Below are 21,806 nucleotides of genomic sequence, written 5' to 3'. Positions count from 1 at the left end.
CGGCCACGCCGGCACCGCCTTGCTCTTCAGCCCTTGTTGCATGTTCGTCGATTCCCATTGCCACCTGAGCTTTCCCGAATTGCGGGAGCGGCTGCCCGCCATCCTGGACGAGATGGCCCGCGCCGACGTCCGTGCCGCGTTGTGCATTTGCACCACGATGGAGGAGTTTGACGCGGTTCTCTCGGTTGCGGCGAGCGCCTCGCACCTGTGGGCGAGCGTCGGCGTCCACCCCGACAATGAAGGCGTGGATGAACCCAGCCTGCAGACGCTGTGCGATGCCGCGCAGCGCCATTCCAAAGTGATCGCCATCGGCGAAACGGGGCTGGACTACTACCGCCTGAACGGCCGAAGCGTGGCCGAGATGGAGTGGCAGCGGCAGCGATTCAGGGTGCATATCCGGGCCGCGCGCCAGCTTGACTTGCCGCTGATCATCCACACCCGGTCGGCCAGCGAAGACACGCTGGCGGTGCTGCGGGAAGAGGGCGGTGGGCTGGCCAGGGGCGTGTTCCACTGCTTTACCGAGACCGCTGAGGTGGCGCGGGCCGCGCTTGAGCTGGGCTTCTATATCTCGCTGTCGGGCATCCTGACCTTTCGCAACGCCGAGGCCTTGCGCGAGGTGGCCAGGATGGTGCCTGCCGATCGCCTGTTGATCGAGACGGACAGCCCGTACCTCGCACCGGTGCCGTTCCGCGGCAAGACCAACTCGCCAGCCTGGGTGCCTTATGTCGCGGGCGAACTGGCCCGGCTTCGGTCGGTTCCGGTGGACGAGATTGCCCGCCTGACGACGCGGAACTTTGAACAGCTGTTCGGTGTCACGGTCCCCATGAGCTCGCTGTCCTGAGGTGTCCGCCATGACTTCTGTCTTCACGCTGCTGCGTCGCGCAAGCCTGATGATCGCGCTGCTGGTGGGGCTGGCAGCGCACGCAGCTAATGCAGTGGATTTCTTTCGCGCCGTCAATGTCGACAACGCGTCGGGCGTCAGGGCGGCGCTGGAGCAGGGCATCGATCCCAACATCCGGGATCCCTACGGGCAAGTGGCGCTTTACCTCGCCATCCGTGACGATTCGCCCGAGGTGCTGGACGTGCTCTGGTCCTGGCCGGGCGTCGACTTCAACGCCCGCAATCGCGTTGGCGAAACACCGTTGATGATGGCGGCGCTGAAAGGGAAGGTCGACGTCATGAAGAAGTTGCTGGCGCTGGGCGTTCCGGTGCAGCAGCCGGGATGGTCGCCGCTGCACTACGCGGCCACCGGCCCCAGCGTCGAAGCCGTTCAGCTGCTGCTGGACCACGGTGCCGCCGTCGACGTGCGTTCACCCAATGGCAGCACCCCGTTGATGATGGCGGCGCGCTACGGTGACGAGCGATCGGTGGATCTGTTGCTGCGCAGTGGAGCCGACCTGTCGCTGCGCAACGACAAGCACATGGACGCCATCGACTTCGCGACCGGCGCCGATCGCGACTGGATGATGAAGAAACTCCAGCACATCCGGGACACCAAGAGCGCAGCCCACTGACGTGGCTCGGTGTCAGCGACCGACAGCGGCGTCAGGCAAATTCCGACGCCGTTCATGTCGGGCGGCCGACTTCAGCTCCGTCGTGGCGACGCCTACAGTGGCGCCATGGGTTCCCATCCTGGAGCCCGACGGAGAAACACCATGCGCTCGACCCACATCCGCTCCAATCCCTTCACGATGATGACCGATCCGGAGGGGATTCTTCAGGCGATGGAGCGCTCGGAGCGCCTGAACCGCCTGCAGCGTCGGATCTGCCGCCCGTTGGACAAGCCGCTGATTCCCAAGGTCCGCGCCGCGGATCAAGCAGACTTCGATCGCGAGATCGATCTCGACGAAAGCACCGCCGCTGACGACCTGCGCCTTGATGCCTGACGCGCGGCACGCGCGTTGAAATCGGCAGGTCGGTCGCAGACGTGCCAAATTGGCAGTGTGCGGGGTGCTTGCTCGACGGATCGAAGGTGCATCTTCATAGGTGCACCTCGGTCCGGAGGTCAGTCGCTACACGCGACAATGTATATTATGTTAAATTAAAACCAAGTCAAAAGACGCGATCAATGCTTCAGAGTGCGTTGCACTGCGTGGCGATTCATGGGCTTGGTGGTCGGGGTGATACGATTCGAACGTACGACCCTCTGCTCCCAAAGCAGATGCGCTACCAGACTGCGCTACACCCCGACTGAGTCGCGGATTGTAGCCGTCAAGCGCGCTGTGCCATCACGACGATGCCATCGTCGTCGGCATAAATCCAGTCATCAGGTCTGACCCAGGTTCGTGCGATCTGCACCGGAACGCCGCTCAGGCCCTGGTTGCGTCGTTCGGTGGGCATCGGCACGAGCGCCAGTGCACGGATGCCGATATCGCAGGCGGCCAGTTCCGCCTTGTCCCGCACGGCACCGTAGACCACGATGCCAGCCCAGCCGTTTCTTGCTGCGGCGGCGGCCAGATTGCCGCCCACCAGCGAACGCTGAAGCGACCCGCCGCCGTCCACCACCAGCACCCGGCCGGCACCGGCCGAGTTCACCGCTTCGCGAACCCGCGAGTTGTCGTCCAGGCACTGCACCGTGCTCACTGGACCGGCAAATCGGTGGCGGGCGCCGTAATCGGTGAACACCGGGGGCAGAACGCGGAAATTGCCGTCGGCTTCGCTCTTGTGCAGATCGCACAGATCGCAGGTCGAAAATTCAAGCGGATTCATCCATGGACTCCATCAACAACCGTCACCAAGGAACGTCCGGCCCAAGCGCCGGCCATGAGGCGGTGCGGACGTCCGATCCCGATACGATAACGTGATGCGCGACGTCCCTGACGCGTCTCGCTTGCGCCGCCGCTGCCGGTTCAGGTGTATCCGTCGGTGCGGCGACGCGCGGTCATCGGCTCGGGCGAGGAAGCCGACCGCATGCCCGGACAGCCGGCCGCGCCAGGCCGCTTGCGAGAGGCGTCGTTCCCCCGCGGGCATCCGTTGCCAACGGGCGCTTGATACATTCAGTGACGAGCGCGGACGGCGCATGCCGGAGCATGTCGTCATGAGTCTTGCACTTCAACCCTCCCTTTCCCGCACCGACCGTCGGCCCCGGGTTCCTGGTGATGCCACCAGGGCCGTTCCTCCCGTCGCCAGCGAGTGGGTAGACGATGACGCGACTGCGTCCGTCTGGGAGTCTCGTTGGCCGCTGGGGGCCTCGCAACAGTCAGGCCTCTTGCTGCTGGATCCGGCGGGATGCTGGGCCGGCAGCATCCTGCGGGCCCTGGCACAGACGACTGGCGAGCAGCCGCACCGGATGCGCATCCTGGCACCGACCCATCACGACGAGGTAGCGACGGTCGACGAGATTCAACTGCCATCGGTGCGCGGTCGCCCCGATGTGGTTCGCCATCTGCGCAGCGCCAGGTTGGCCCCTGCGCTGCCCTCGCCTTCGCTGGAACGTCTGTGGCGGCACACCGGCCAAGTGGCTCTGATGGTGGGAACCCTCGAACCGGAGGAGGCCGCGCGCTGGGTACTCAGCGCCTGCGCGCTGATGAATCGGCTTGGCCACGCCGGACCGTCCTGGACCGTCTTCATGCGTACCGCGCAAGCCGACGATGTGCCCAACGAACTCAAGCCGGCCTGGATGCGCCGGGTACGCTTCCTGCCGCAACCCGGTGCGGCCGGCCAAGCTGCTTCCGTGTCGGCGGTCTGGAACGCAATTTTCCGGGCCTGGGTATCGGAGCACGGCAGCTGACGCCTCGGACGTCTCGGCTAACATGGGCGGCCTTGAAGCGCTTGTGCCATCGGCAAGCGCCTCCTCGCTGAGAGGGGCGCCCGCCAGGCGCCCTCACCCGAGCGTCCATGAACGACACCTCATTCGATTACGCGCGCCAGGATGCTTCTGGCGCCACCTGCACCGCCCAGGCCTGGGCCAAGGTGCCCCCGGTGCTGAGTGCGAGCCAGCGCGCCGAACTCAAGACGCGCGCGGCCGCTTTGCTCAAGGCGCGGAACGCGGTCCTGGTGGCGCACTTCTATGTGGACGCCGATTTGCAGGACCTTGCGTTGGAAACCGGCGGCTGTGTCGCGGACTCTCTGGAAATGGCCCGTTTCGGCCGCGACCACGCGAGCCAGACCATGGTGGTGGCCGGAGTTCGCTTCATGGGTGAATCGGCCAAGATCCTGTCGCCGCACAAACAAGTCCTGATGCCGGACCTGGACGCCACCTGTTCGCTCGATCTGGGTTGCCCGGCCGACGACTTTGCGGCCTTCTGCGACGCGCACCCGGATCGCCAGGTCGTCGTCTACGCCAACACCAGCGCGGCAGTGAAGGCGCGCGCGGACTGGATGGTGACCAGTTCCTGCGCGCTGGCGATCGTCAAGCACCTCAAGGACCAAGGGGACAAGGTGCTGTGGGCCCCCGACCGGCACCTGGGTCGCTATATCCAGCAGGAAACCGGCGCCGACATGCTGTTGTGGAACGGCGCCTGCATCGTGCATGACGAGTTCAAGGGCCTGGAGCTCGAACTCCTCAAGGCCCAGCATCCTCAGGCGATGGTCTTGGTGCATCCCGAGTCGCCCGAGGCTGTCGTCAAGCTGGCCGACCTGGTGGGTTCGACCTCGCAGATGCTCAAGGCGGTGATCGACGGAACGGCGCGCGAGTACATCGTTGCGACCGACAACCTCATCATGCACCGCATGCGTCAGTTGGCGCCCGGCAAGACGCTGATCGAGGCACCCACGGCGGGTGCGTCCGCCACCTGCAAGAGTTGCGCGCATTGCCCGTGGATGGCCATGAACGGCTTGCAAGGCGTCATCGATTGCCTTGAGACCGGCCAGGGCGAGATCCTGGTCGATCCCGAGGTGGGTCGCAACGCGGTGCGTTGCATCGATCGGATGCTGGCGTTCGTCGCAGCCCATCCTGCGGCGCTGGCGCCCAAGGTGCAAGGCCTGGTGCCAGGGCTGGGCGCAGCCTAGTTTTCTCCTATGTTCGATCACAACGAAACCCTGGAAGAGGCTCGCGCCCGCAATGTGCGTGACGCCTTGTTCGAAGACATCGGCCGCGCCGACTGGACCAGCCTGCTGATTCCGGATGGCCGCCGCGTCAAGGCGAGCGTGCGGGTGCGCGAATCCGCCGTGCTGTGCGGACGGGACTGGTTCGAGGCCAGCCTGCTGGCACTCGATGCCACCGCCACCGTGCAGTGGCACTACGCCGAAGGCGCGCGCATGACGGCCGATACGCCGGTGTGCGACCTGGAGGCACAGGCCCGCGCGGTGCTCTCCGCGGAACGCCCCGCCTTGAACTTCCTGCAGTTGCTGTCGGGTACCGCCACCGTCACACGGGACCACGTCGACGCGATCGCCGGCGCCTCTCCCAACCCGCGCGGCTGCGTGCTGCTGGATACCCGCAAGACGTTGCCCGGCTTGCGCCAGGCGCAGAAGTATGCGGTGCGGATCGGGGGTGGCAGCAACCAGCGCCTGGCCCTGTGGCACGGCATCCTGATCAAGGAAAACCACATCGCCGCAGCGGGAGGGATCGGGCTTGTTCTGCAGCGTGCAGCGGCCTTGAACGCCGGCGTGGAGATTCAGATCGAGGTCGAGACCCTGGGTCAGCTGCAAGAGGCGCTGAGCGCGGGCGCCACCAGCGTGCTGCTGGACAACTTCGACCTCGCGCACCTGCGCGAGGCGGTTGCCTTGACGGCGGGCCGTGCGCTGCTGGAAGCCTCCGGGGGCATCGGTTTCGATGGCCTGCGCGGCATCGCCGCCACCGGCGTCGATCGAATTTCGATCGGCAAATTGACCAAGGACGTCCGGGCGATCGACTTCTCGATGCGGGTGGTGGACGGGCTCTAGAAGCCACCCGGCGGGGACATCGGCCCTTCGCCACGGCGTGTGGTCATCGATAAAGGCCCCGATCCGATGCGCATTTCTCCCGCCTGCTCGCCGAAGTCCGGGTGCAGACTCCGTGCATGGACATCACTTCCATCCACAACTACTACGAACGCGCGGTCTTCAACGAGGTGTTCGATCAAATGCAGCAGTACCCGCATCTGCAGCACAACGACGACGTGCTCGCCGATGTGGCCTGCGTCGCGTTGAATCGCCTGCCGCCGCGCTACATCCGCCATGACGTCGATCTGGCGTTCTTCCAGACCGAACGGGAGCGGGCCGATTCCGAGCGCGCAGTGCGCGAGGCGGTCGAATTCGCGTTCGGCTTCGTGCAGGCCCGCAATGCGATGCGGGCACGCAGCTGACCCGGCGCAGGCCTGTACGTCGGTCTTCAGTCTTCGTCCATCAGGCCGTAGACACGCTCCGGCGGAATTTTCGGCAGCGACTTCCGATTCATCACCGGCCCGGCGATGGCGAATTCCGGTACGGCAGTGTCGCGCGGCACGGTCGCCACGACCGGCTGCCCGCTGGCATTGGTGATCGCCGCCACCCGCGGCGTCGTCGCGGTCGCGCCGCGGTGCGTCACCACGGCCACCTCGCCGGATTTCAGCGTCACCAGATCGCCAGGCGGATACAGGCCCAGGGCCTTGATCAGGCCCGTGGCCATGGCGCCCCCCTTCTCCTCCTGAAACAGCTGCTTGGCGGCGGTCTGAATCGGCAGCGCCGGGCGGAACGCCCGGGTGCTGATCTTGGCGGTGAAGACATCGGCCGTCCGCAAGGCGTGGGCCAATTCGTTGTTCACCGTCATGCCGCTGGGGTAGCCGCTACCGTCCGGGCGCTCGTGATGTTCGAGCACCGCCTGCAACCAGGCCTCGTCGGTCACGCCGGCGCCGCGCAGGGACTTCTCGCTGACCAGCGGGTGCATGCGGATCTGCTCGCGCTGGCGCAAGGTCGGCGGGTCGGGCTGCACGGCCATGTGAGCCTGGAGTTCCAGCGTCGACACGTTCATGGTCAACGCCGCGAGCACCAGGCGCATCATCTGGGCTGGTGGCCAATCGAGCTGGCGCGCCAGCAGCACCCCCACCGTGGCCGTGTGCAGGGCGTGCTGCAGGGCGTAAAGGGCGTAGCGGGGCTCGTTCTGCCGGATGGTCATGAACAGGGCCACATCCACATTGCGATCGATCCGCGCCACCAACTGGCGCGCCAGCGCCAGCAACTCGTCGTTGCTGGGATGGCCTGCGAGGACGCGGCGCAGCACCGCATCCAACTGCCAGATCATCTGCTCCCAATGATCGAACAAGGACAGGGTCTTGCGGGCGGACGGCACCAGTGAATTGCCCGATCGGGACTGCCTTTCCTTTCGCAACGCCACCGCCATCTCACGGTCCACCCAGGCGCCACGCGCCACCAGCATCTCCAGCTGCGTCGCGCTGACCACGAGATGGCCTTGCGCCAGCAGGCGCCGCTCCTGGGGATCCAGCACGTGGAAGGGCAACGGCTGGCCGACCACCAGCAGGTCCAGCACTTCGGACAAAGGGGTTCGACCGTTGTGGCTCATCGAATCAGCGCGGTGGCGGGGTTCGGCTTCGCGCCTTGCGGGTCAGCACCGTCGGGAAACTGACCGGCAGCGTATGCGGGAAATCGCGGCTGAAGTGAAGCCCGCGGCTCTCGTGGCGCATCAACGCCGAGCGCACGATCAACTCGGCACAGACCACCAAGTTGCGCAACTCGAGCAGATCGCGCGTGACCCGGAAGTTGGCGTAGTAGTCGTCGATCTCGTCCTTCAGCAGCTTGATGCGATGCAACGCACGCTCCAGGCGTCGGGTGGTTCGCACGATGCCGACGTAGTTCCACATCAACAGGCGGAGCTCGTCCCAGTTGTGCGAAATGACAACCTGTTCATCCGCGTTTTCGACCAGGCTTTCGTCCCAGGCCGGCACCTTGGGTGGCACCGGGCGCTGTTCGGTCAGGATGGCCTCGGCGCTGGTACGCCCGATCACCACGCACTCGAGCAGCGAGTTGCTGGCGAGCCGATTGGCGCCATGAAGCCCGGTGTAGGTCGCCTCCCCCACAGCGTACAGACCCGGCAGATCAGTGCGGCCGGACTGGTCCGTGACCACGCCGCCACAGGTGTAGTGGGCCGCCGGCACCACGGGAATCGGCTGCTTCGAAATGTCGATGCCCAATTCCAGGCAGCGCGCAAAGATGGTGGGGAAATGTTCGCGCAGAAAGGCTTCGCCCAGATGGGTCGCGTCCAGCCACACATGGTCCACGCCATGGCGTTTCATCTCGAAATCGATCGCCCGGGCGACGATGTCGCGCGGCGCCAGTTCGGCGCGCTCGTCGTGTTCGGGCATGAACCGGGTGCCCCAGGGCGCACCCATCTGGCCGTTCGGCAGCTTCAGCACGGCGCCTTCGCCGCGCAAGGCCTCGGTGATCAGGAAGCTGCGCTCCTGCGGGTGATAAAGGCAGGTCGGGTGGAACTGGATGAACTCCATGTTGGCCACCCTGCAGCCGGCGCGCCAGGCCATCGCGATGCCATCGCCGGTGGCAGTGTCGGGATTGGTCGTGTAGCGGTAGACCTTGCCGGCACCGCCGGTGGCCATGACCACCGCGCGGGCCGGCAAGGCTTCGACCTTCTGGCTCTCGATGTTCAGTGCATACACGCCATGACACCGCGGTTCGCCGTCGCCGCCCTTCTTCAGGTGACGGGTGGTGATCAGGTCGACCGCCATCCAGCGTTCGAGCAGCGTCACGTTCGGGTTCGCGGCCGCCTTCGCCAGCAGCGCCTGATGGATCGCCTTGCCGGTGGCATCGGCCGCATGGGCGATACGCCGCACGGCGTGCCCGCCCTCGCGGGTCAGGTGCAGGCCCAGCGGTCCGCCCGGGTCGGGAGAAAATGGCACACCCTGATCGACCAGCCAGCCCACGGCTTCGGCGCTGTTCTCTGCGATGAAGCGCGCCGTGTGCTCGTCGACCAGGCCTGCGCCGGCCTCCTGGGTATCGCGTACATGCGATTCGACACTGTCGTCCGAGCCGAGCACGCCCACGATGCCGCCCTGCGCCCAGGCGGTGGCACCCTCACCCAGGCTGCGCTTGGCCAGCACCGTGACTTTCTGGCCGTTCGTGGCCAGGTGCAGTGCCACGGTGAGTCCGGCCAGGCCGGCCCCCACGATCACCACCGGCAACGCGTCCGCCGTCGGTCCCGTGGACGAACCCTCGGCCCCTTGTCCTTGTGCCTGATGCATCACCCGTGCGGCCGCGGTCAAGGCGGCGTCATGAAACTGTCAGACATTGTAGGACCGGGGCCCCAGGCCCTCCCCCCGGTGCGAACCAGAGGGAGGGCGACTCAGTGGACGATGCGCTCGAAGCTGAGTTGCCCGTCCTTCAGCTGAACCGGGATCACGTCCTTCGGGCCGAACTTGCCCTCCAGAATCAGCTTGGACACCGGGTTCTCGATACGTTGCTGGATCGCCCGCTTGAGCGGCCGGGCGCCGAACACCGGGTCGAAGCCGACCTTGGCGATCTCGGCCAATGCGTCCGGCGACACATCCAGCCCCATGTCCATCTTCGCCAGACGGGCTTCCAGCAGCTTGAGCTGGATCTTCGCGATGGCCTGGATGTTGCCCTCGTCGAGCGCATGGAAGACCACCGTCTCGTCGATGCGGTTCAGGAACTCGGGCCTGAAATGCGACTTGACCTCGCCCCACACCGCCTCGCGGATCAGCTCGCTGTCCTGCCCCTGCATCTGCATGATCAGGTGCGAGCCCAGGTTGCTGGTCATCACGATCACGGTGTTCTTGAAGTCCACGGTGCGGCCCTGCCCGTCCGTCAGGCGGCCATCGTCCAGCACCTGCAGCAGCACGTTGAATACGTCGGGGTGGGCCTTCTCGACCTCGTCGAGCAGCAGCACGCTATAGGGCTTGCGCCGCACCGCCTCGGTCAGGGTACCGCCCTCGTCGTAGCCCACGTAGCCCGGCGGCGCGCCGATCAGGCGACTGACCGAGTGCTTCTCCATGAACTCGCTCATGTCGACGCGGATCATGTGGTCCTCGCTGTCGAACAGGAAGCCCGCCAGCGCCTTGCACAGCTCGGTCTTGCCGACGCCGGTGGGGCCCAGGAACAGGAAGCTGCCCAGCGGCCGGTTCGGGTCGGACAGGCCGGCACGGCTGCGCCGGATCGCATCGGCCACCGCGACGATGGCCTCGTCCTGCCCCACCACGCGATCATGCAGCTTGGCTTCCATCTGCAGCAGTTTGTCGCGCTCGCCCTGCATCAGTTTGCTCACGGGGATGCCGGTGGCGCGGGAAACCACCTCGGCGATCTCCTCGGCGCCCACCATGGTGCGCAGCAGCTGAGGGCCGCTCTTGCCGCCTTTCGCGCCCGCGGCCTTGCCCATTTCCTTGGCCTGGGCTTCCTTGAGTTTCTTCTCCAGCTCGGGCAGCTTGCCGTATTGCAGCTCGGCCACCTTGTCGAAGTTGCCCTTGCGCTTGAGATCCTCGATCTGCGCCTTGGTGCGCTCGATGTCTTCCTTCACATGCGCGGATCCTTGGGCCGCCGCCTTTTCGGACTTCCAGATCTCGTCCAGATCGGCAGCCTCGCGCTCGAGCTTGCCGATCTCCTCCTCGATCAGGCCCAGGCGCTTTTGCGACGCCTCGTCCTTTTCCTTCTTCACCGCTTCGCGCTCGATCTTGAGCTGAATGAGCCGGCGGTCCAGCTTGTCCATCGCCTCGGGCTTGGAGTCGATCTCGATCTTGATCTTGGCCGCCGCCTCGTCGATCAGGTCGATCGCCTTGTCGGGCAGGAAGCGGTCGGTGATGTAACGGTGGCTCAGCTCGGCCGCGGCGACGATGGCCGGGTCGGTGATCTCCACGCCGTGGTGCACCTCGTACTTTTCCTGCAGGCCGCGCAGGATGGCGATGGTGGCCTCCACCGTGGGCTCGTCGACCAGCACCTTCTGGAAGCGGCGCTCCAGCGCGGCGTCCTTCTCGACGTACTTGCGGTATTCGTCCAGCGTGGTCGCCCCGATGCAGTGCAGCTCGCCGCGCGCCAGCGCAGGCTTGAGCATGTTGCCGGCATCCATCGCGCCCTCGGCCTTGCCTGCGCCGACCATGGTGTGCAACTCGTCGATGAACAGGATGATGCGGCCTTCGTCCTGCGCCACTTCCTTCAGCACCGCCTTGAGCCGCTCCTCGAACTCACCGCGGTACTTGGCGCCGGCCAGCAGGCCGGCCATGTCCAGCACCAGCACGCGCTTGTTCTTCAGCGTGTCGGGCACCTCGCCGTTGACGATGCGCTGGGCCAGCCCCTCGACGATCGCGGTCTTGCCGACGCCGGGCTCGCCGATCAGCACCGGGTTATTCTTGCTGCGGCGCTGCAACACCTGGATCGCGCGGCGGATTTCGTCGTCTCGGCCGATCACCGGATCCAGCTTGCCCTGACGGGCGCGCTCGGTCAGGTCCAGCGTGTATTTCTTCAACGCCTCGCGCTGGCCTTCAGCCTCGGCCGAGTCGACCTTCTGGCCGCCGCGCACCGCGGTGATCGCCGCCTCCAGCGCCTTGCGCGTGAGGCCGTGGCCGCGCACCGTGGCACCGATATCGTTCTTCGCGTCGGCCAGCGCCAGCAGAAACATCTCGCTGGCGATGAACTGGTCGCCGCGCTGCATCGCTTCCTTGTCGGCCGCCTGCAGCAACTGCGCCAGGTCGCGCCCGGCCTGCACCTGACCGCCCCCTTGAACGCTGGGCAGGCCACCGATGGCGGTGTCCATCGCCGTCCGCAGGGCGGCCGTGTTGGCGCCGGCGCGGTCCAGCAAGGCCTTGGGGCCGTCGGGCTGGGACAGCATGGCGGCGAGCAGGTGAGCCGGTTCGATGTACGGGTTGTCGCGCGCCACGGCCAGGCTCTGGGCATCGGCCAGGGCCTGCTGGAACGCGGTGGTGAGTTTGTCGAGACGCATGAGATACCTCCAATGCGGTGGGACATGAGGCGATCCTCTCGCGTTTCAAGTCCCGCGGACAAGCCACCACCGCTTTGTCTGCGACAGCGCAAGGTCGTACGCCGTGGGCGCCGCCGGCCCCGTCAGAGCAGTGCGCCGAGCCGGTGGTAGTGACCTGACTGGAAAAGCAGCGGCGCCTCGGCGGCTTCGCTGAGCCGGCCCACCCGGCCGATGAACAGCACATGGTCGCCCGCCGCGTGATGCTGTTCGCGGCGGCACTCGAACACCGCGGCGCAGCGCGCCAGGACCGGTGCCCCACCATGCCCGGCCGCCCAGTCGCCCTCGGCAAACCGGTCGTGGACCGGACTGGCGAAGCGACGCGACAACGCGATCTGGGACTCGGCCAGCACGTTGACAGCGAAATGCGAGGCCTGCTCGAACGCCGGCAGGCTGGGGCTGCTGGCGCGCAGCGCCCACAGCACGAGCGGCGGCTCCAGCGATAGTGCGTTGAAGGAGTTGGCTGTCAACCCGACCGGCTTGCCATCGGCATCGAGGCAGGTGATGATCGTGACGCCGGTGGCGAAGCGCCCCAGCGCCAAACGCAGGCTTTTCGAGTCGAATGGCATGGAGGCGGCATGGTAGTGGCTTTCGGGCCCCGCGTAGCGACCTAGGGTGATCGCGGGCCTTCGCCGGCCACGCCACGGCTCAAGCCGGCAGCGAGCCCGCCGCGTTGGTCTGCACGATGCCCCAGCGCGCCAGCGCGGCGTCGTCGCTGACGCGGGCGTCCACCCAGCGCGCGCCCTCGGGCGTCGTTTCCTTCTTCCAGAACGGCGCCTGGGTTTTCAGGTAGTCCATCAGGAATTCGCAGGCCTGGAACGCCTCGCCCCGGTGGGCCGAGCTCACCAGCACCAGCACGATCTGGTCGCACGGCTTCATGGGGCCGACCCGGTGGACGACCCTCGCGGCGCGGATGTCGAAACGCGCCAGGGCCTGGTCGATCATCGCTTCGATCGACTTCTCGGTCATGCCCGGGTAATGCTCGAGTTCCATCTGGCTCACGCCGGTACCATCGCTGCGGTCACGCACCGTGCCGACGAAGCCCACCACCGCACCGACACCCGCGTCGCCGGCACGCAAGGCCGCGGCTTCTACGGACAGATCGAAATCGGCCGTCTGGATGGAGACGCGTGGCACTGGCATGCGTTGGATTGTGTCATTGGCGGGCCCGGGCCGCCCGGCGGCCCCTGAACGACCCGACCGGCTCAGCCGCCGGTGACCGGCGGGAAGAACGCCAGTTCGTCGCCGTCGGCGAGCACCGCCGATTCGTCGCAAAGCGTCTGATTCAGCGCGGCGCGCAAGGCCCGGCCGCGCGCCAGCGCGGCATCGAACGGCGCGCCCCGGGCGATCAGGGTGTCGCGTGCCTGACCGACGGTCGCGCCAGGCGACAGCGACAAGGTCTCGCTCGCGCCAAGGGCCTCACGCAGCGAGGCAAAGAAGCGGAGTTGAATCTGCATGGCCGGCCTCAGGCACCGATCAGGGCTTGCAGAGGCAGGAAGCGCACCGTGTCTCCGCGGGCAATGGCCTGCCCGGCCGGATTGTCGAGCAGGCCGTCGGCCCAGACCACCGAGGTCAGCACCCCGGAACTCTGGTTGGGGAACAGTTCGAGGCGGCCATCGGTTCCCACGCGAACCCGCAGGAATTCGCGACGCTTGTCGGGCCGGGGCCAGTCGAATCCCGCCACCAACGGCAGTGCCGTCGGCAAGGCGTTCGCCGCCGTCAGCGGTGCCCCCTGCAAGACCCGCAGCACCGGAGCCACCACCAGCAGGAACGTGATGAAACTGGACACCGGGTTGCCTGGCAATCCCAGCAGCAGCGCCTGCGTCGAGTCGCCGCGGCGGATGGCGCCGAAGGCGAGCGGACGGCCCGGCTTGGTGGCCATCTGCCACAGCGCGATGTGTCCCTCGGCCTGGGCGGCAGGCCGCAGATGGTCTTCCTCGCCCACCGACACCCCGCCCGAGGTGAGGATCAGGTCATGGCCCTCGGCGGCGGCCTTCAGGGCGGACCGGGTGGCGTCCAGCCGGTCGGGCACGATGCCCAGATCGGTCACGGCGCAGCCGGCCGCTTCCAGCAGGCCGCGCAGCGTGAACCGGTTGGAGTTGTAGATCGCTCCGGGCGGCAAGGGGTCGCCGGGCATCACCAGCTCGTCGCCGGTGGAGAACAAGGCCACGCGCGGGCGGCGCACCACCGTCAGGTTCGGAGCCCCGACGGTGGCAGCCAAGCCCAGCGCCTGGGGCGTCAGGCGCGTACCGGCGGCCAGCACGGTGGCGCCGCGCAGCACGTCCTCGCCACGGCCTCGCACCCACTGGCCGGCCAGCGGCGCCGTGTTCACCCGAACCAGGCCCAGGCCGTCACCGGAGAGCGCTTCGCATTGTTCCTGCATCACCACCGCATCACCGCCAGGCGGCAGCTGGGCGCCTGTGAAGACGCGCGCGGCCGTGCCTGGCTGCAGCGGCTGGCCCACGCTGCCGGCCGGAATGCGCTGGCTGACCGGCAGCACCGTGCCCGCGGCGGGCACATCGGCCGCACGCATCGCATAGCCGTCCATGGAGGTGTTGTCAGCCGGAGGCACGTCCACGCCGGACACGACGTCGCCGGCCAGCACCCGGCCCAGCGCATCGAAGGTGCGGACGGACTCGGTCTGTTGGATGCGATGGCCCTGCGCGGCGGCGATCAGGGTCGCCAGCGCGTCGTCCAGCGACATCATCGCCGGCTTGGCCGTGGACGGGAGTGTCATGCGCGGGCCCTCGGTGTCATGGGCAATGCTGCTCGATGAAGGCCTTGACCGCGGCGGTGTCGGGCTTCATCACCGTGAAGCGCTTGGGCAGGGCCTCGATGCCTTGAAGGCCGGCCGGCCGTTCGGGCTCGCGGCCCAACGCTTCACGGATGGTCTCGGCGAACTTGGCCGGCAGCGCGGTTTCCAGCACGATCATCGGCACGCCGGGCTCGACATGCTCGGCCGCCACCTTCACGCCGTCGGCGGTGTGGGTGTCGATCAGACTGCCGAAGCGCTCCCAGGTGCTGCGTATCGTCGCCAGGCGGTCGGCATGGGTGCTGCGGCCGGACTGGAAGCCGTAGCCCGCGATGCGCGCGAACTCGTCCGGCGTGACGGTGAAGGCCCCGTCGCGGGCCAGGGCCTCGCCGAACAAGGCCTGGGTGCGGGCGCCGTCGCGGCCCAGCAGGTCGAAGACGAAGCGCTCGAAGTTCGAGGCCTTGGAGATGTCCATCGACGGGCTGCTGGTCTCGTGCGTCTCGGCACTGCCGCGCACCCGATAGGTGCCGGTGCGGAAGAACTCGTCGAGCACGTCGTTCTCGTTGGTGGCGACGACCAGGTGCTTGATGGGCAGGCCCATCATGCGTGCCACGTGGCCAGCGCAGACGTTGCCGAAGTTGCCGGACGGCACGGTGAAGCTGACCTGTTCGGCGTTGTTCTTCGTGGCCTGGAAATAGCCGGCGAAGTAGTAGACCACCTGGGCCAGCAGGCGCGCCCAGTTGATCGAGTTGACGGTGCCGATCTTGTAGCGGCGCTTGAAGGCCAGGTCGTTCGAGACCGCCTTGACGATGTCCTGCGCGTCGTCGAACACGCCTTCCACGGCGATGTTGTGGATGTTGGCGTCCTGCAAACTGAACATCTGCGCCTGCTGGAACGGGCTCATGCGGCCGTGCGGGCTGAGCATGAACACGCGCACGCCCTTCTTGCCGCGCATGGCGTACTCGGCCGCGCTGCCGGTGTCGCCGCTGGTGGCGCCCAGGATGTTGAGCTGCTCGCCGCGGCGCGCCAGTTCGTATTCGAACAGGTTGCCCAGCAGCTGCATCGCCATGTCCTTGAAGGCCAGCGTGGGGCCGTTCGACAAGGCCTCGATCAGCAGGCCCGAATCGCCCAGCTTGCGCACCGGCACGATGGCATCGGTGCCGAAGACCTGCGTGGTGTAGGTCTTGGCCACCAGGGCCTTCAGGTCGGCGGCCGGGATGTCGTCGATGAACAGCGACAGGATCTCGAAGGCCAGGTCGGCGTAGCCCAGGCCGCGCCAGCGGGCCAGCGTGGCGCCGTCGACCTTCGGATAGGCCAGCGGCAGGTAGAGCCCGCCGTCGGGCGCCAGGCCCTCGAGCAGGATCTCGCAGAAACGGCGCTCGCTCCGGTCGCCGCGGGTGCTGATGTACTTCATGGCAGGGCTTCGGTTCGGGCTCAGGCCAGTTCTTCCTTGCGGATGCTGACGATGGGCGCCAGCACCGTGGCCAGCGACTGCATCTTGGCCAGCGCGGTGCGCATGCGGCCTTCGATGGTGTCGTGGGTCAGGATGATCAGGTCGGTCTGCTTCTCGCCCTCGGCCGACTCCCGCTGCAGCACCGCGTCGATCGAGATGTCGTTGTCGGCCAGGATGGTGGTGATGCTGGAGAGCACGCCCGCCTCGTCGGCTACGCGCAGGCGCAGGTAGAACGAGGTCTGCACCTGCTCGATCGGCAGGATGGGCGTGTCGGCCAGCGCGTCGGGCTGGAAGGCCAGGTGCGGCACGCGGTGGTCGGGGTCGGCGGTGGCCAGGCGGGTGATGTCCACCAGGTCGGCCACCACCGCGCTGGCGGTGGGCTCGCTGCCCGCGCCCTTGCCGTAGTACAGCGTGGTGCCGACGGCATCGCCCTGCACCACCACGGCGTTCATCGCGCCCTCCACGTTGGCGATCAGGCGCTTGGCCGGGATCAGCGTGGGGTGCACGCGCAGCTCGATGCCATCGACACCGCCAGGGGTCGCTCCCGCTCCCGTGCGCCGCTTGGTGATGCCCAGCAGCTTGATGCGGTAGCCCAGTTGCTCGGCGTACCGGATGTCGGTGGCCGAAAGCTGGGTGATGCCCTCCACGTAGGCCTTGTCGAATTGCACTGGCACCCCGAAGGCGATGGCCGACATGATGGTGGCTTTGTGGGCGGCGTCCACGCCTTCGATGTCGAAGGTCGGGTCGGCTTCGGCATAGCCCAGGCGTTGCGCTTCCTTCAGCACCACGTCGAAGTCCAGCCCTTTGTCGCGCATCTCGCTGAGGATGAAGTTCGTCGTGCCGTTGATGATGCCGGCGATCCACTCGATGCGGTTGGCGGTGAGGCCCTCGCGCAGCGCCTTGATGATGGGGATCCCACCCGCCACCGCGGCCTCGAAGGCCACCACCACCCCTTTGGCGCGCGCGGCGGCGAAGATCTCGCTGCCATGCACCGCCAGCAACGCCTTGTTCGCGGTGACCACGTGCTTGCCGGCCGCGATGGCTTCGAGCACCAGCGTCTTGGCGATGCCGTAGCCCCCGATCAGCTCGACGACGATGTCGATCGCGGGATTGGCGATGATCTGGCGCGCATCGCTGACCACGGTGACGCCGTCGCCGACGATGGACTTCGCACGCGCCACATCGAGGTCGGCCACCATGGTGATCTCGATGCCTCGTCCCGCGCGGCGCCGGATTTCCTGCTGGTTGCGCTGCAGCACCTTGAAGGTGCCGGAGCCGACGGTACCGATGCCCAGAAGACCGACCTGGATGGGTTTGGCGTCGACATCACGTCGCGGCGCGACCTGCGTCTGCGCGGCAACAGCTTGTGTTGTCATGGCTGAAATGCTTTCTCTTGGATCGTGGCGAAGAATTCAGGCGCCGTGGCGCCGGCGGTACTGGTCGAGGAAACGCGCAATGCGGCCGATGGCCTCGGTCAGGTCGTCGGTGTTGGGAAGAAAGACCAGACGGAAGTGGTCCGGCGTCGGCCAGTTGAAGCCGGTGCCTTGCACGATCAGCACCTTCTCGTCGGCCAGCAGGTCGTAGGCGAACTGCTGGTCGTCGGCAATCGGGTACAGCTTCGGATCCAGGCGCGGGAACATGTACAGCGCCGCCTTGGGCTTGACCACGCTGACGCCGGGGATCTGGGTCAGCAGTTCGTACGCCAAGTCGCGCTGGCGCGCCAGCCGGCCGCCCGGCGCCACCAGATCCTTGATGCTCTGGTAGCCGCCCAGGGCCGTCTGGATGGCCAACTGGCCGGGCGTGTTGGCGCACAGGCGCATCGAGGCCAGCATGTTCAGGCCTTCGATGTAGTCCTTGGCTCGCCGCTTGTTGCCCGACACCACCATCCAGCCGGCCCGGTAACCGCAGGAGCGGTAGTTCTTGGACAGGCCGTTGAAGGTCAGGAACAGCACGTCGTCGGCCAGCGAGGCGATGCTGGTGTGGGTGGCACCGTCGTACAGGGTCTTGTCGTAGATCTCGTCGGCGAAGACGATCAGCTGGTGCTGGCGCGCGATCTCGACGATGCCCTTCAACACCTCGTCCGGGTACAGCGCGCCGGTCGGGTTGTTGGGGTTGATGATGACGATGGCCTTGGTGTTGGGCGTGACCTTGGCGCGCATGTCGTCCAGGTCGGGCAGCCAGCCGCTGCCTTCGTCGCAGTGGTAGTGCACCGGCGTGCCGCCGGAGAGCGACACCACGGCGGTGTAGAGGGGGTAGTCGGGCGACGGAATCAGCACCTCGTCGCCGGCGTCGAGCAGCGCGTTCATGCTCATCGAGATCAGCTCGGAGGCGCCATTGCCCAGGTAGACATCGTCGACCGTCACGCCCTGGATGTTCTTTTCCTGGCAGTAGTGCACCACCGCCTTGCGCGGTGCAAAAAGCCCCTTGCTGTCGGTGTAGCCGGCGGCATCGGGCAGATTGCGGATCATGTCCTGCACGATCTCGTCGGGTGGCATCAGGCCGAACGCGGCGACGTTGCCGATGTTGAGCTTGATGATCTTCTGGCCCTCTTCCTCCATCTGACGGGCCTTGTCCAGCACCGGTCCACGAATGTCGTAGCCGACGTTGGCGAGCTTGCTGGACTTGGCGATCGGCTTCAAGGCCTGGACTCCTGAGGTGTGGCGGCAGCCTTGCAATGAACGAGGCCGCCGGTGCGGCTCAAGATGTTGCGCCGCAAAAACCTATAATTTAACCATAGGCGGTACGGACCGCAGGCTGGGGTGCCGAGTGCCTGCGGATCCTGAAAAGATCGTGGCCGCACGATGGCCCCAGGCGAATCCGGACGACAAGGAGATCGATTGAAATTTCAGCCCGAAACGATGGACGGCGTGAACGCGATCTCGAGGCTTGATGCCAGCAGGATCTGGGTTCACCAGACGCCGTTCGACACCAGCCTGCTGGTGCCTTGGCGCGGCCCGGTGCTGCCGTGGTCGGTGCAGGATTCGCCGTCGCTGCGGGCGGCACACTTCGAGCAGGTGCTGGCACTGGAGCCGGAACTGGTGATCTTCGGCAGTGGACCCCGTCTGCAATTCGTCTCGCCCGAGCATTACCGCGCGCTGATCGAACGCCGCATCGGCATCGAAACCATGGATACCGCCGCAGCCTGCCGTACTTTCAACGTCCTGGCCAGCGAGGGCCGCAAGGTCATCGCCGCCCTGCTGTTCATGCCTGCTTAGCACGAGCGCGCCGAACAACTGCAGCGCGGTCGCCCATGGCAATCCATTTATAATATTTGACTATGCCTCGACGGGGCGCCCGCAGAAGACACGATCCTCATGACGCCAGCCCTCAACAAACCCCTGCCGGAAATCGAAGCCCAAGCCACGGGCGGTGTGAAATTCACGCCCCAGTCCTTTCACGGACGTGTGGTCGTGCTCTATTTTTACCCCAAGGACAATACCCCCGGCTGTACCACGGAGGCGATGCAGTTCCGCGATCAGCACAAGGACTTTGTCAAGGCTGGCGCCGTGGTGTTCGGGGTGTCGCGCGACAACATGGCCTCACACGACAAGTTCAAGCAGACGCTGGAGTTGCCCTTCGAATTGATCGCTGACACCGAAGAGAAGCTGTGCCACATGTTCGGCGTCGTCAAGAACAAGATCATGTACGGCAAGAAGGTCAAGGGCATCGAGCGCTCCACGTTCCTGATCGACGCTTCGGGCGTCTTGCGTTCGGAATGGCGCGGCATCAAGGTGGCAGGCCATGTCGACGAAGTGCTGAAAGCCGTCAAGGAATTGAAGAAGGCCGCCTGAAAGCGGTTCACCGGACTGGCCGCGAGATCGCCGGCGAGCCTCTGGGCCCGCATCTTGATTTGTGCATAATGGGCTCATGCCTGAGATCTACGCATCGCGCGTTCACTGAAAAGCCGCACCGTCACCTGTGCGGCTTTTCAGTTTTTGACCCCATCACCCGGTCCGATCCTTCGCCTCATGCCGCTGCCCAAGCCTCCTGCCTCCCGCGCCACCGTTCTCCCCGCCGCCGCCTACGAGTCCCAGGCCGCTCCCAAGTCCGCACGACACCGCTCGAAACCTTCGTCACCGATTCACGAGGAAGGCGCACAGGCGCTCGAGCTTCGCGATGACGCGGCTGCCGGCGCGGTCCCCGGCAGCCGCCAGATGCCGGTCAAGGCAGCGGTTCGACAGGCCGGCACAGGGCCGCGCAAGGTCGCCCCGGTGCCTAAGCCGCGAAAGCCTCGCGGTAACGGTACCGCCAAGCTGTTCGTGCTCGACACCAACGTGCTGATGCACGACCCGATGTCGTTGTTCCGCTTCGACGAGCACGACATCTACCTGCCGATGATCACGCTGGAGGAACTCGACGGCCACAAGAAAGGCATGAGCGAGGTCTCGCGCAACGTGCGGCAGGTCAGCCGGGAGCTCGATGCGCTCGCCGCCGACAGCAAGTTCGAGCCAGAAACTGGCATTCCTCTGGCCAAGTCAGGGCACCGCGAAGCCGGCGGTACGCTGTTCTTCCAGACCACCTTCCTCGACGCCAAGTTGCCGGCCGGACTGCCTCAGGGCAAGGCCGACAACCAGATCCTGGGGGTGGTGCAGTCGCTGCGCGAGGCGCATCCGAGCCGCGAAGTGGTCCTGGTGTCCAAGGACATCAACATGCGCATCAAGGCGCGTGCCCTGGGGCTGGATGCCGAGGACTACTACAACGACAAGACGCTGGAGGACGGCGACCTGCTCTACACCGGCGTGCTGCAGCTGCCGGCCGATTTCTGGGAGCGCCATGGCAAGACCATGGAGAGCTGGAGCCAGGGCGGAACCACCTACTACCGCATCAGCGGCCCGCTGGTGCCGACCTTGATGGTCAACCAGTTCGTGTTCCTCGAAGCTGCCGGCGAGGCTCCGCTCTATGCCCGCGTCAGCGAGATCACGGGAAAGACCGCGGTGCTCAAGACGCTGCGCGATTACACCCACGCGAAGAACTCGATCTGGGGCGTCACGGCCCGCAACCGCGAGCAGAACTTCGCCCTCAATCTGCTGATGGATCCGGAGTGCGACTTCATCACCCTGACCGGCACCGCAGGCACCGGCAAGACGCTGATGACGCTGGCCGCCGGTTTGAATCAAGTGATGGAAGATCGCCGCTACAGCGAAATCATCGTCACCCGGGTGACCGTGCCAGTGGGTGAAGACATCGGCTTTCTCCCCGGCAACGAGGAAGAAAAAATGGGGCCTTGGATGGGGGCGCTCGACGACAATCTGGAAGTGCTGGCCAAGAGCGAAACCTCGGCCGGCGAATGGGGCCGAGCGGCCACCAACGACCTGGTGCGCAGCAAGATCAAGATCAAAAGCCTGAACTTCATGCGCGGGCGCACCTTCCTGAACAAGTTCGTGCTGATCGACGAGGCCCAGAACCTGACGCCCAAGCAGATGAAGACGCTGATCACCCGGGCCGGCCCGGGCACCAAGATCGTCTGCCTGGGCAACCTGGCGCAGATCGACACGCCCTACCTGACCGAGGGTTCGTCCGGCCTGACCTATGCAGTGGACCGCTTCAAGGGCTGGCCGCACTCGGGCCACGTGACGCTGGCGCGCGGTGAACGCTCCCGCTTGGCCGATTTCGCGTCCGAAGTGCTGTAAATCATGCTGAAAATCCGGGGATCGTTCCCATGGACCGGGGTGTAAAACTTTGCCAAGTCGTTGAATCGGCTGATATTTCTTCTTGACAGCCGGATCGCACCCCCCTATCCTGCGCCGCGT

Annotated in this window: 21 protein-coding genes and 1 tRNA gene; 10 read left to right on the top strand and 12 right to left on the bottom strand. The window is 66.3% G+C overall.

Going from position 1 to position 21,806, the window contains the following annotated elements:
* Positions 1-40: 40 nt before the first annotated feature.
* From AC0N04_RS14115 to AC0N04_RS14105, 3 genes are all read left to right on the top strand, one after another.
* On the top strand, positions 41-841 hold the full coding sequence (locus AC0N04_RS14115) for a TatD family hydrolase (RefSeq protein WP_474282713.1): 801 nt from the start codon (positions 41-43) through the stop codon (positions 839-841).
* A 10-nt stretch (positions 842-851) separates the two neighbouring features.
* Positions 852-1,514: an ankyrin repeat domain-containing protein gene (locus AC0N04_RS14110; RefSeq protein WP_474283071.1), complete on the top strand. Its 663-nt coding sequence runs from the start codon at positions 852-854 to the stop codon at positions 1,512-1,514.
* A gap of 141 nt (positions 1,515-1,655) precedes the next feature.
* Positions 1,656-1,886: a hypothetical protein gene (locus AC0N04_RS14105; RefSeq protein WP_474282711.1), complete on the top strand. Its 231-nt coding sequence runs from the start codon at positions 1,656-1,658 to the stop codon at positions 1,884-1,886.
* Between the two features lie 226 nt (positions 1,887-2,112).
* On the opposite strand, the gene AC0N04_RS14100 is transcribed toward AC0N04_RS14105, so the two are convergent.
* A tRNA-Pro gene (locus AC0N04_RS14100) sits at positions 2,113-2,189 on the bottom strand.
* A 22-nt stretch (positions 2,190-2,211) separates the two neighbouring features.
* Entirely contained in the window at positions 2,212-2,709 is a 498-nt protein-coding gene (gene rraA / locus AC0N04_RS14095) for a ribonuclease E activity regulator RraA (protein WP_474282709.1), read from the bottom strand.
* A 499-nt stretch (positions 2,710-3,208) separates the two neighbouring features.
* Here rraA and AC0N04_RS14090 point away from each other — a divergent pair, with 499 nt between their 5' ends.
* The 4 genes from AC0N04_RS14090 to AC0N04_RS14075 all read left to right on the top strand — a co-directional run bounded on the left by AC0N04_RS14090 (position 3,209) and on the right by AC0N04_RS14075 (position 6,227).
* Positions 3,209-3,730: a hypothetical protein gene (locus tag AC0N04_RS14090; RefSeq protein WP_474282707.1), complete on the top strand. Its 522-nt coding sequence runs from the start codon at positions 3,209-3,211 to the stop codon at positions 3,728-3,730.
* Positions 3,731-3,837: 107 nt separating this feature from the next.
* Complete coding sequence (nadA, locus tag AC0N04_RS14085) at positions 3,838-4,950, top strand: quinolinate synthase NadA (RefSeq protein WP_474282705.1); 1,113 nt, start codon at positions 3,838-3,840, stop codon at positions 4,948-4,950.
* A 9-nt stretch (positions 4,951-4,959) separates the two neighbouring features.
* On the top strand, positions 4,960-5,826 hold the full coding sequence (gene nadC, locus AC0N04_RS14080; RefSeq protein WP_474282703.1) for a carboxylating nicotinate-nucleotide diphosphorylase: 867 nt from the start codon (positions 4,960-4,962) through the stop codon (positions 5,824-5,826).
* Positions 5,827-5,942: 116 nt separating this feature from the next.
* Positions 5,943-6,227, top strand: a complete 285-nt coding sequence (locus AC0N04_RS14075; protein WP_474282701.1) for a late competence development ComFB family protein — start codon at positions 5,943-5,945, stop codon at positions 6,225-6,227.
* Between the two features lie 26 nt (positions 6,228-6,253).
* Here the strand turns inward: AC0N04_RS14075 and AC0N04_RS14070 are convergent, their stop codons facing one another.
* From AC0N04_RS14070 to AC0N04_RS14025, 10 genes are all read right to left on the bottom strand, one after another.
* On the bottom strand, positions 6,254-7,420 hold the full coding sequence (locus AC0N04_RS14070; RefSeq protein WP_474282699.1) for an HD-GYP domain-containing protein: 1,167 nt from the start codon (positions 7,418-7,420) through the stop codon (positions 6,254-6,256).
* A 4-nt stretch (positions 7,421-7,424) separates the two neighbouring features.
* On the bottom strand, positions 7,425-9,110 hold the full coding sequence (gene nadB, locus AC0N04_RS14065; RefSeq protein WP_474283070.1) for an L-aspartate oxidase: 1,686 nt from the start codon (positions 9,108-9,110) through the stop codon (positions 7,425-7,427).
* A gap of 101 nt (positions 9,111-9,211) precedes the next feature.
* Positions 9,212-11,815, bottom strand: a complete 2,604-nt coding sequence (clpB, locus tag AC0N04_RS14060) for an ATP-dependent chaperone ClpB (RefSeq protein ID WP_474282697.1) — start codon at positions 11,813-11,815, stop codon at positions 9,212-9,214.
* 122 nt (positions 11,816-11,937) lie between these two features.
* On the bottom strand, positions 11,938-12,420 hold the full coding sequence (locus tag AC0N04_RS14055; protein WP_474282696.1) for a flavin reductase family protein: 483 nt from the start codon (positions 12,418-12,420) through the stop codon (positions 11,938-11,940).
* Positions 12,421-12,499: 79 nt separating this feature from the next.
* Complete coding sequence (locus AC0N04_RS14050; protein WP_474282694.1) at positions 12,500-12,994, bottom strand: molybdenum cofactor biosynthesis protein MoaE; 495 nt, start codon at positions 12,992-12,994, stop codon at positions 12,500-12,502.
* Positions 12,995-13,056: 62 nt separating this feature from the next.
* Positions 13,057-13,308, bottom strand: coding sequence for a MoaD/ThiS family protein (locus AC0N04_RS14045; protein WP_474282692.1), 252 nt, complete (start codon positions 13,306-13,308; stop codon positions 13,057-13,059).
* A gap of 8 nt (positions 13,309-13,316) precedes the next feature.
* Complete coding sequence (locus AC0N04_RS14040) at positions 13,317-14,588, bottom strand: molybdopterin molybdotransferase MoeA (RefSeq protein ID WP_474282690.1); 1,272 nt, start codon at positions 14,586-14,588, stop codon at positions 13,317-13,319.
* Positions 14,589-14,604: 16 nt separating this feature from the next.
* Positions 14,605-16,017, bottom strand: coding sequence for a threonine synthase (thrC, locus tag AC0N04_RS14035; protein WP_474282687.1), 1,413 nt, complete (start codon positions 16,015-16,017; stop codon positions 14,605-14,607).
* A gap of 20 nt (positions 16,018-16,037) precedes the next feature.
* Complete coding sequence (locus tag AC0N04_RS14030) at positions 16,038-17,432, bottom strand: homoserine dehydrogenase (RefSeq protein WP_474282685.1); 1,395 nt, start codon at positions 17,430-17,432, stop codon at positions 16,038-16,040.
* A 36-nt stretch (positions 17,433-17,468) separates the two neighbouring features.
* Positions 17,469-18,695, bottom strand: coding sequence for a pyridoxal phosphate-dependent aminotransferase (locus tag AC0N04_RS14025; RefSeq protein ID WP_474282683.1), 1,227 nt, complete (start codon positions 18,693-18,695; stop codon positions 17,469-17,471).
* Positions 18,696-18,914: 219 nt separating this feature from the next.
* Here AC0N04_RS14025 and AC0N04_RS14020 point away from each other — a divergent pair, with 219 nt between their 5' ends.
* From AC0N04_RS14020 to AC0N04_RS14010, 3 genes are all read left to right on the top strand, one after another.
* Complete coding sequence (locus tag AC0N04_RS14020) at positions 18,915-19,271, top strand: Mth938-like domain-containing protein (protein WP_474282681.1); 357 nt, start codon at positions 18,915-18,917, stop codon at positions 19,269-19,271.
* A 99-nt stretch (positions 19,272-19,370) separates the two neighbouring features.
* Entirely contained in the window at positions 19,371-19,847 is a 477-nt protein-coding gene (locus tag AC0N04_RS14015) for a peroxiredoxin (protein WP_474282679.1), read from the top strand.
* A gap of 177 nt (positions 19,848-20,024) precedes the next feature.
* The gene (locus AC0N04_RS14010) at positions 20,025-21,686 is read left to right on the top strand and encodes a PhoH family protein (protein WP_474282677.1); all 1,662 of its coding nucleotides are present in this window, start codon (positions 20,025-20,027) and stop codon (positions 21,684-21,686) included.
* Positions 21,687-21,806: the final 120 nt, after the last annotated feature.

It is taken from the genome of Ideonella sp. sgz306126 (genome assembly GCF_056032705.1).
Note: the sequence above shows the minus strand (reverse complement) of the source record. Positions and strands in the feature narration are given on the sequence as shown.

Bases quoted from the DNA above. Each gene is read 5' to 3' on its own strand.
- AC0N04_RS14115 (WP_474282713.1), top strand. From the start codon at position 41: ATGTTCGTCGATTCCCATTGCCACCTGAGCTTTCCCGAATTGCGGGAG.
- AC0N04_RS14110 (WP_474283071.1), top strand. From the start codon at position 852: ATGACTTCTGTCTTCACGCTGCTGCGTCGCGCAAGCCTGATGATCGCG.
- AC0N04_RS14105 (WP_474282711.1), top strand. From the start codon at position 1,656: ATGCGCTCGACCCACATCCGCTCCAATCCCTTCACGATGATGACCGAT.
- rraA (WP_474282709.1), bottom strand. From the start codon at position 2,709: ATGAATCCGCTTGAATTTTCGACCTGCGATCTGTGCGATCTGCACAAG.
- nadA (WP_474282705.1), top strand. From the start codon at position 3,838: ATGAACGACACCTCATTCGATTACGCGCGCCAGGATGCTTCTGGCGCC.
- nadC (WP_474282703.1), top strand. From the start codon at position 4,960: ATGTTCGATCACAACGAAACCCTGGAAGAGGCTCGCGCCCGCAATGTG.
- AC0N04_RS14075 (WP_474282701.1), top strand. From the start codon at position 5,943: ATGGACATCACTTCCATCCACAACTACTACGAACGCGCGGTCTTCAAC.
- AC0N04_RS14070 (WP_474282699.1), bottom strand. From the start codon at position 7,420: ATGAGCCACAACGGTCGAACCCCTTTGTCCGAAGTGCTGGACCTGCTG.
- nadB (WP_474283070.1), bottom strand. From the start codon at position 9,110: ATGCATCAGGCACAAGGACAAGGGGCCGAGGGTTCGTCCACGGGACCG.
- clpB (WP_474282697.1), bottom strand. From the start codon at position 11,815: ATGCGTCTCGACAAACTCACCACCGCGTTCCAGCAGGCCCTGGCCGAT.
- AC0N04_RS14055 (WP_474282696.1), bottom strand. From the start codon at position 12,420: ATGCCATTCGACTCGAAAAGCCTGCGTTTGGCGCTGGGGCGCTTCGCC.
- AC0N04_RS14050 (WP_474282694.1), bottom strand. From the start codon at position 12,994: ATGCCAGTGCCACGCGTCTCCATCCAGACGGCCGATTTCGATCTGTCC.
- AC0N04_RS14045 (WP_474282692.1), bottom strand. From the start codon at position 13,308: ATGCAGATTCAACTCCGCTTCTTTGCCTCGCTGCGTGAGGCCCTTGGC.
- AC0N04_RS14040 (WP_474282690.1), bottom strand. From the start codon at position 14,588: ATGACACTCCCGTCCACGGCCAAGCCGGCGATGATGTCGCTGGACGAC.
- thrC (WP_474282687.1), bottom strand. From the start codon at position 16,017: ATGAAGTACATCAGCACCCGCGGCGACCGGAGCGAGCGCCGTTTCTGC.
- AC0N04_RS14030 (WP_474282685.1), bottom strand. From the start codon at position 17,432: ATGACAACACAAGCTGTTGCCGCGCAGACGCAGGTCGCGCCGCGACGT.
- AC0N04_RS14020 (WP_474282681.1), top strand. From the start codon at position 18,915: ATGGACGGCGTGAACGCGATCTCGAGGCTTGATGCCAGCAGGATCTGG.
- AC0N04_RS14015 (WP_474282679.1), top strand. From the start codon at position 19,371: ATGACGCCAGCCCTCAACAAACCCCTGCCGGAAATCGAAGCCCAAGCC.
- AC0N04_RS14010 (WP_474282677.1), top strand. From the start codon at position 20,025: ATGCCGCTGCCCAAGCCTCCTGCCTCCCGCGCCACCGTTCTCCCCGCC.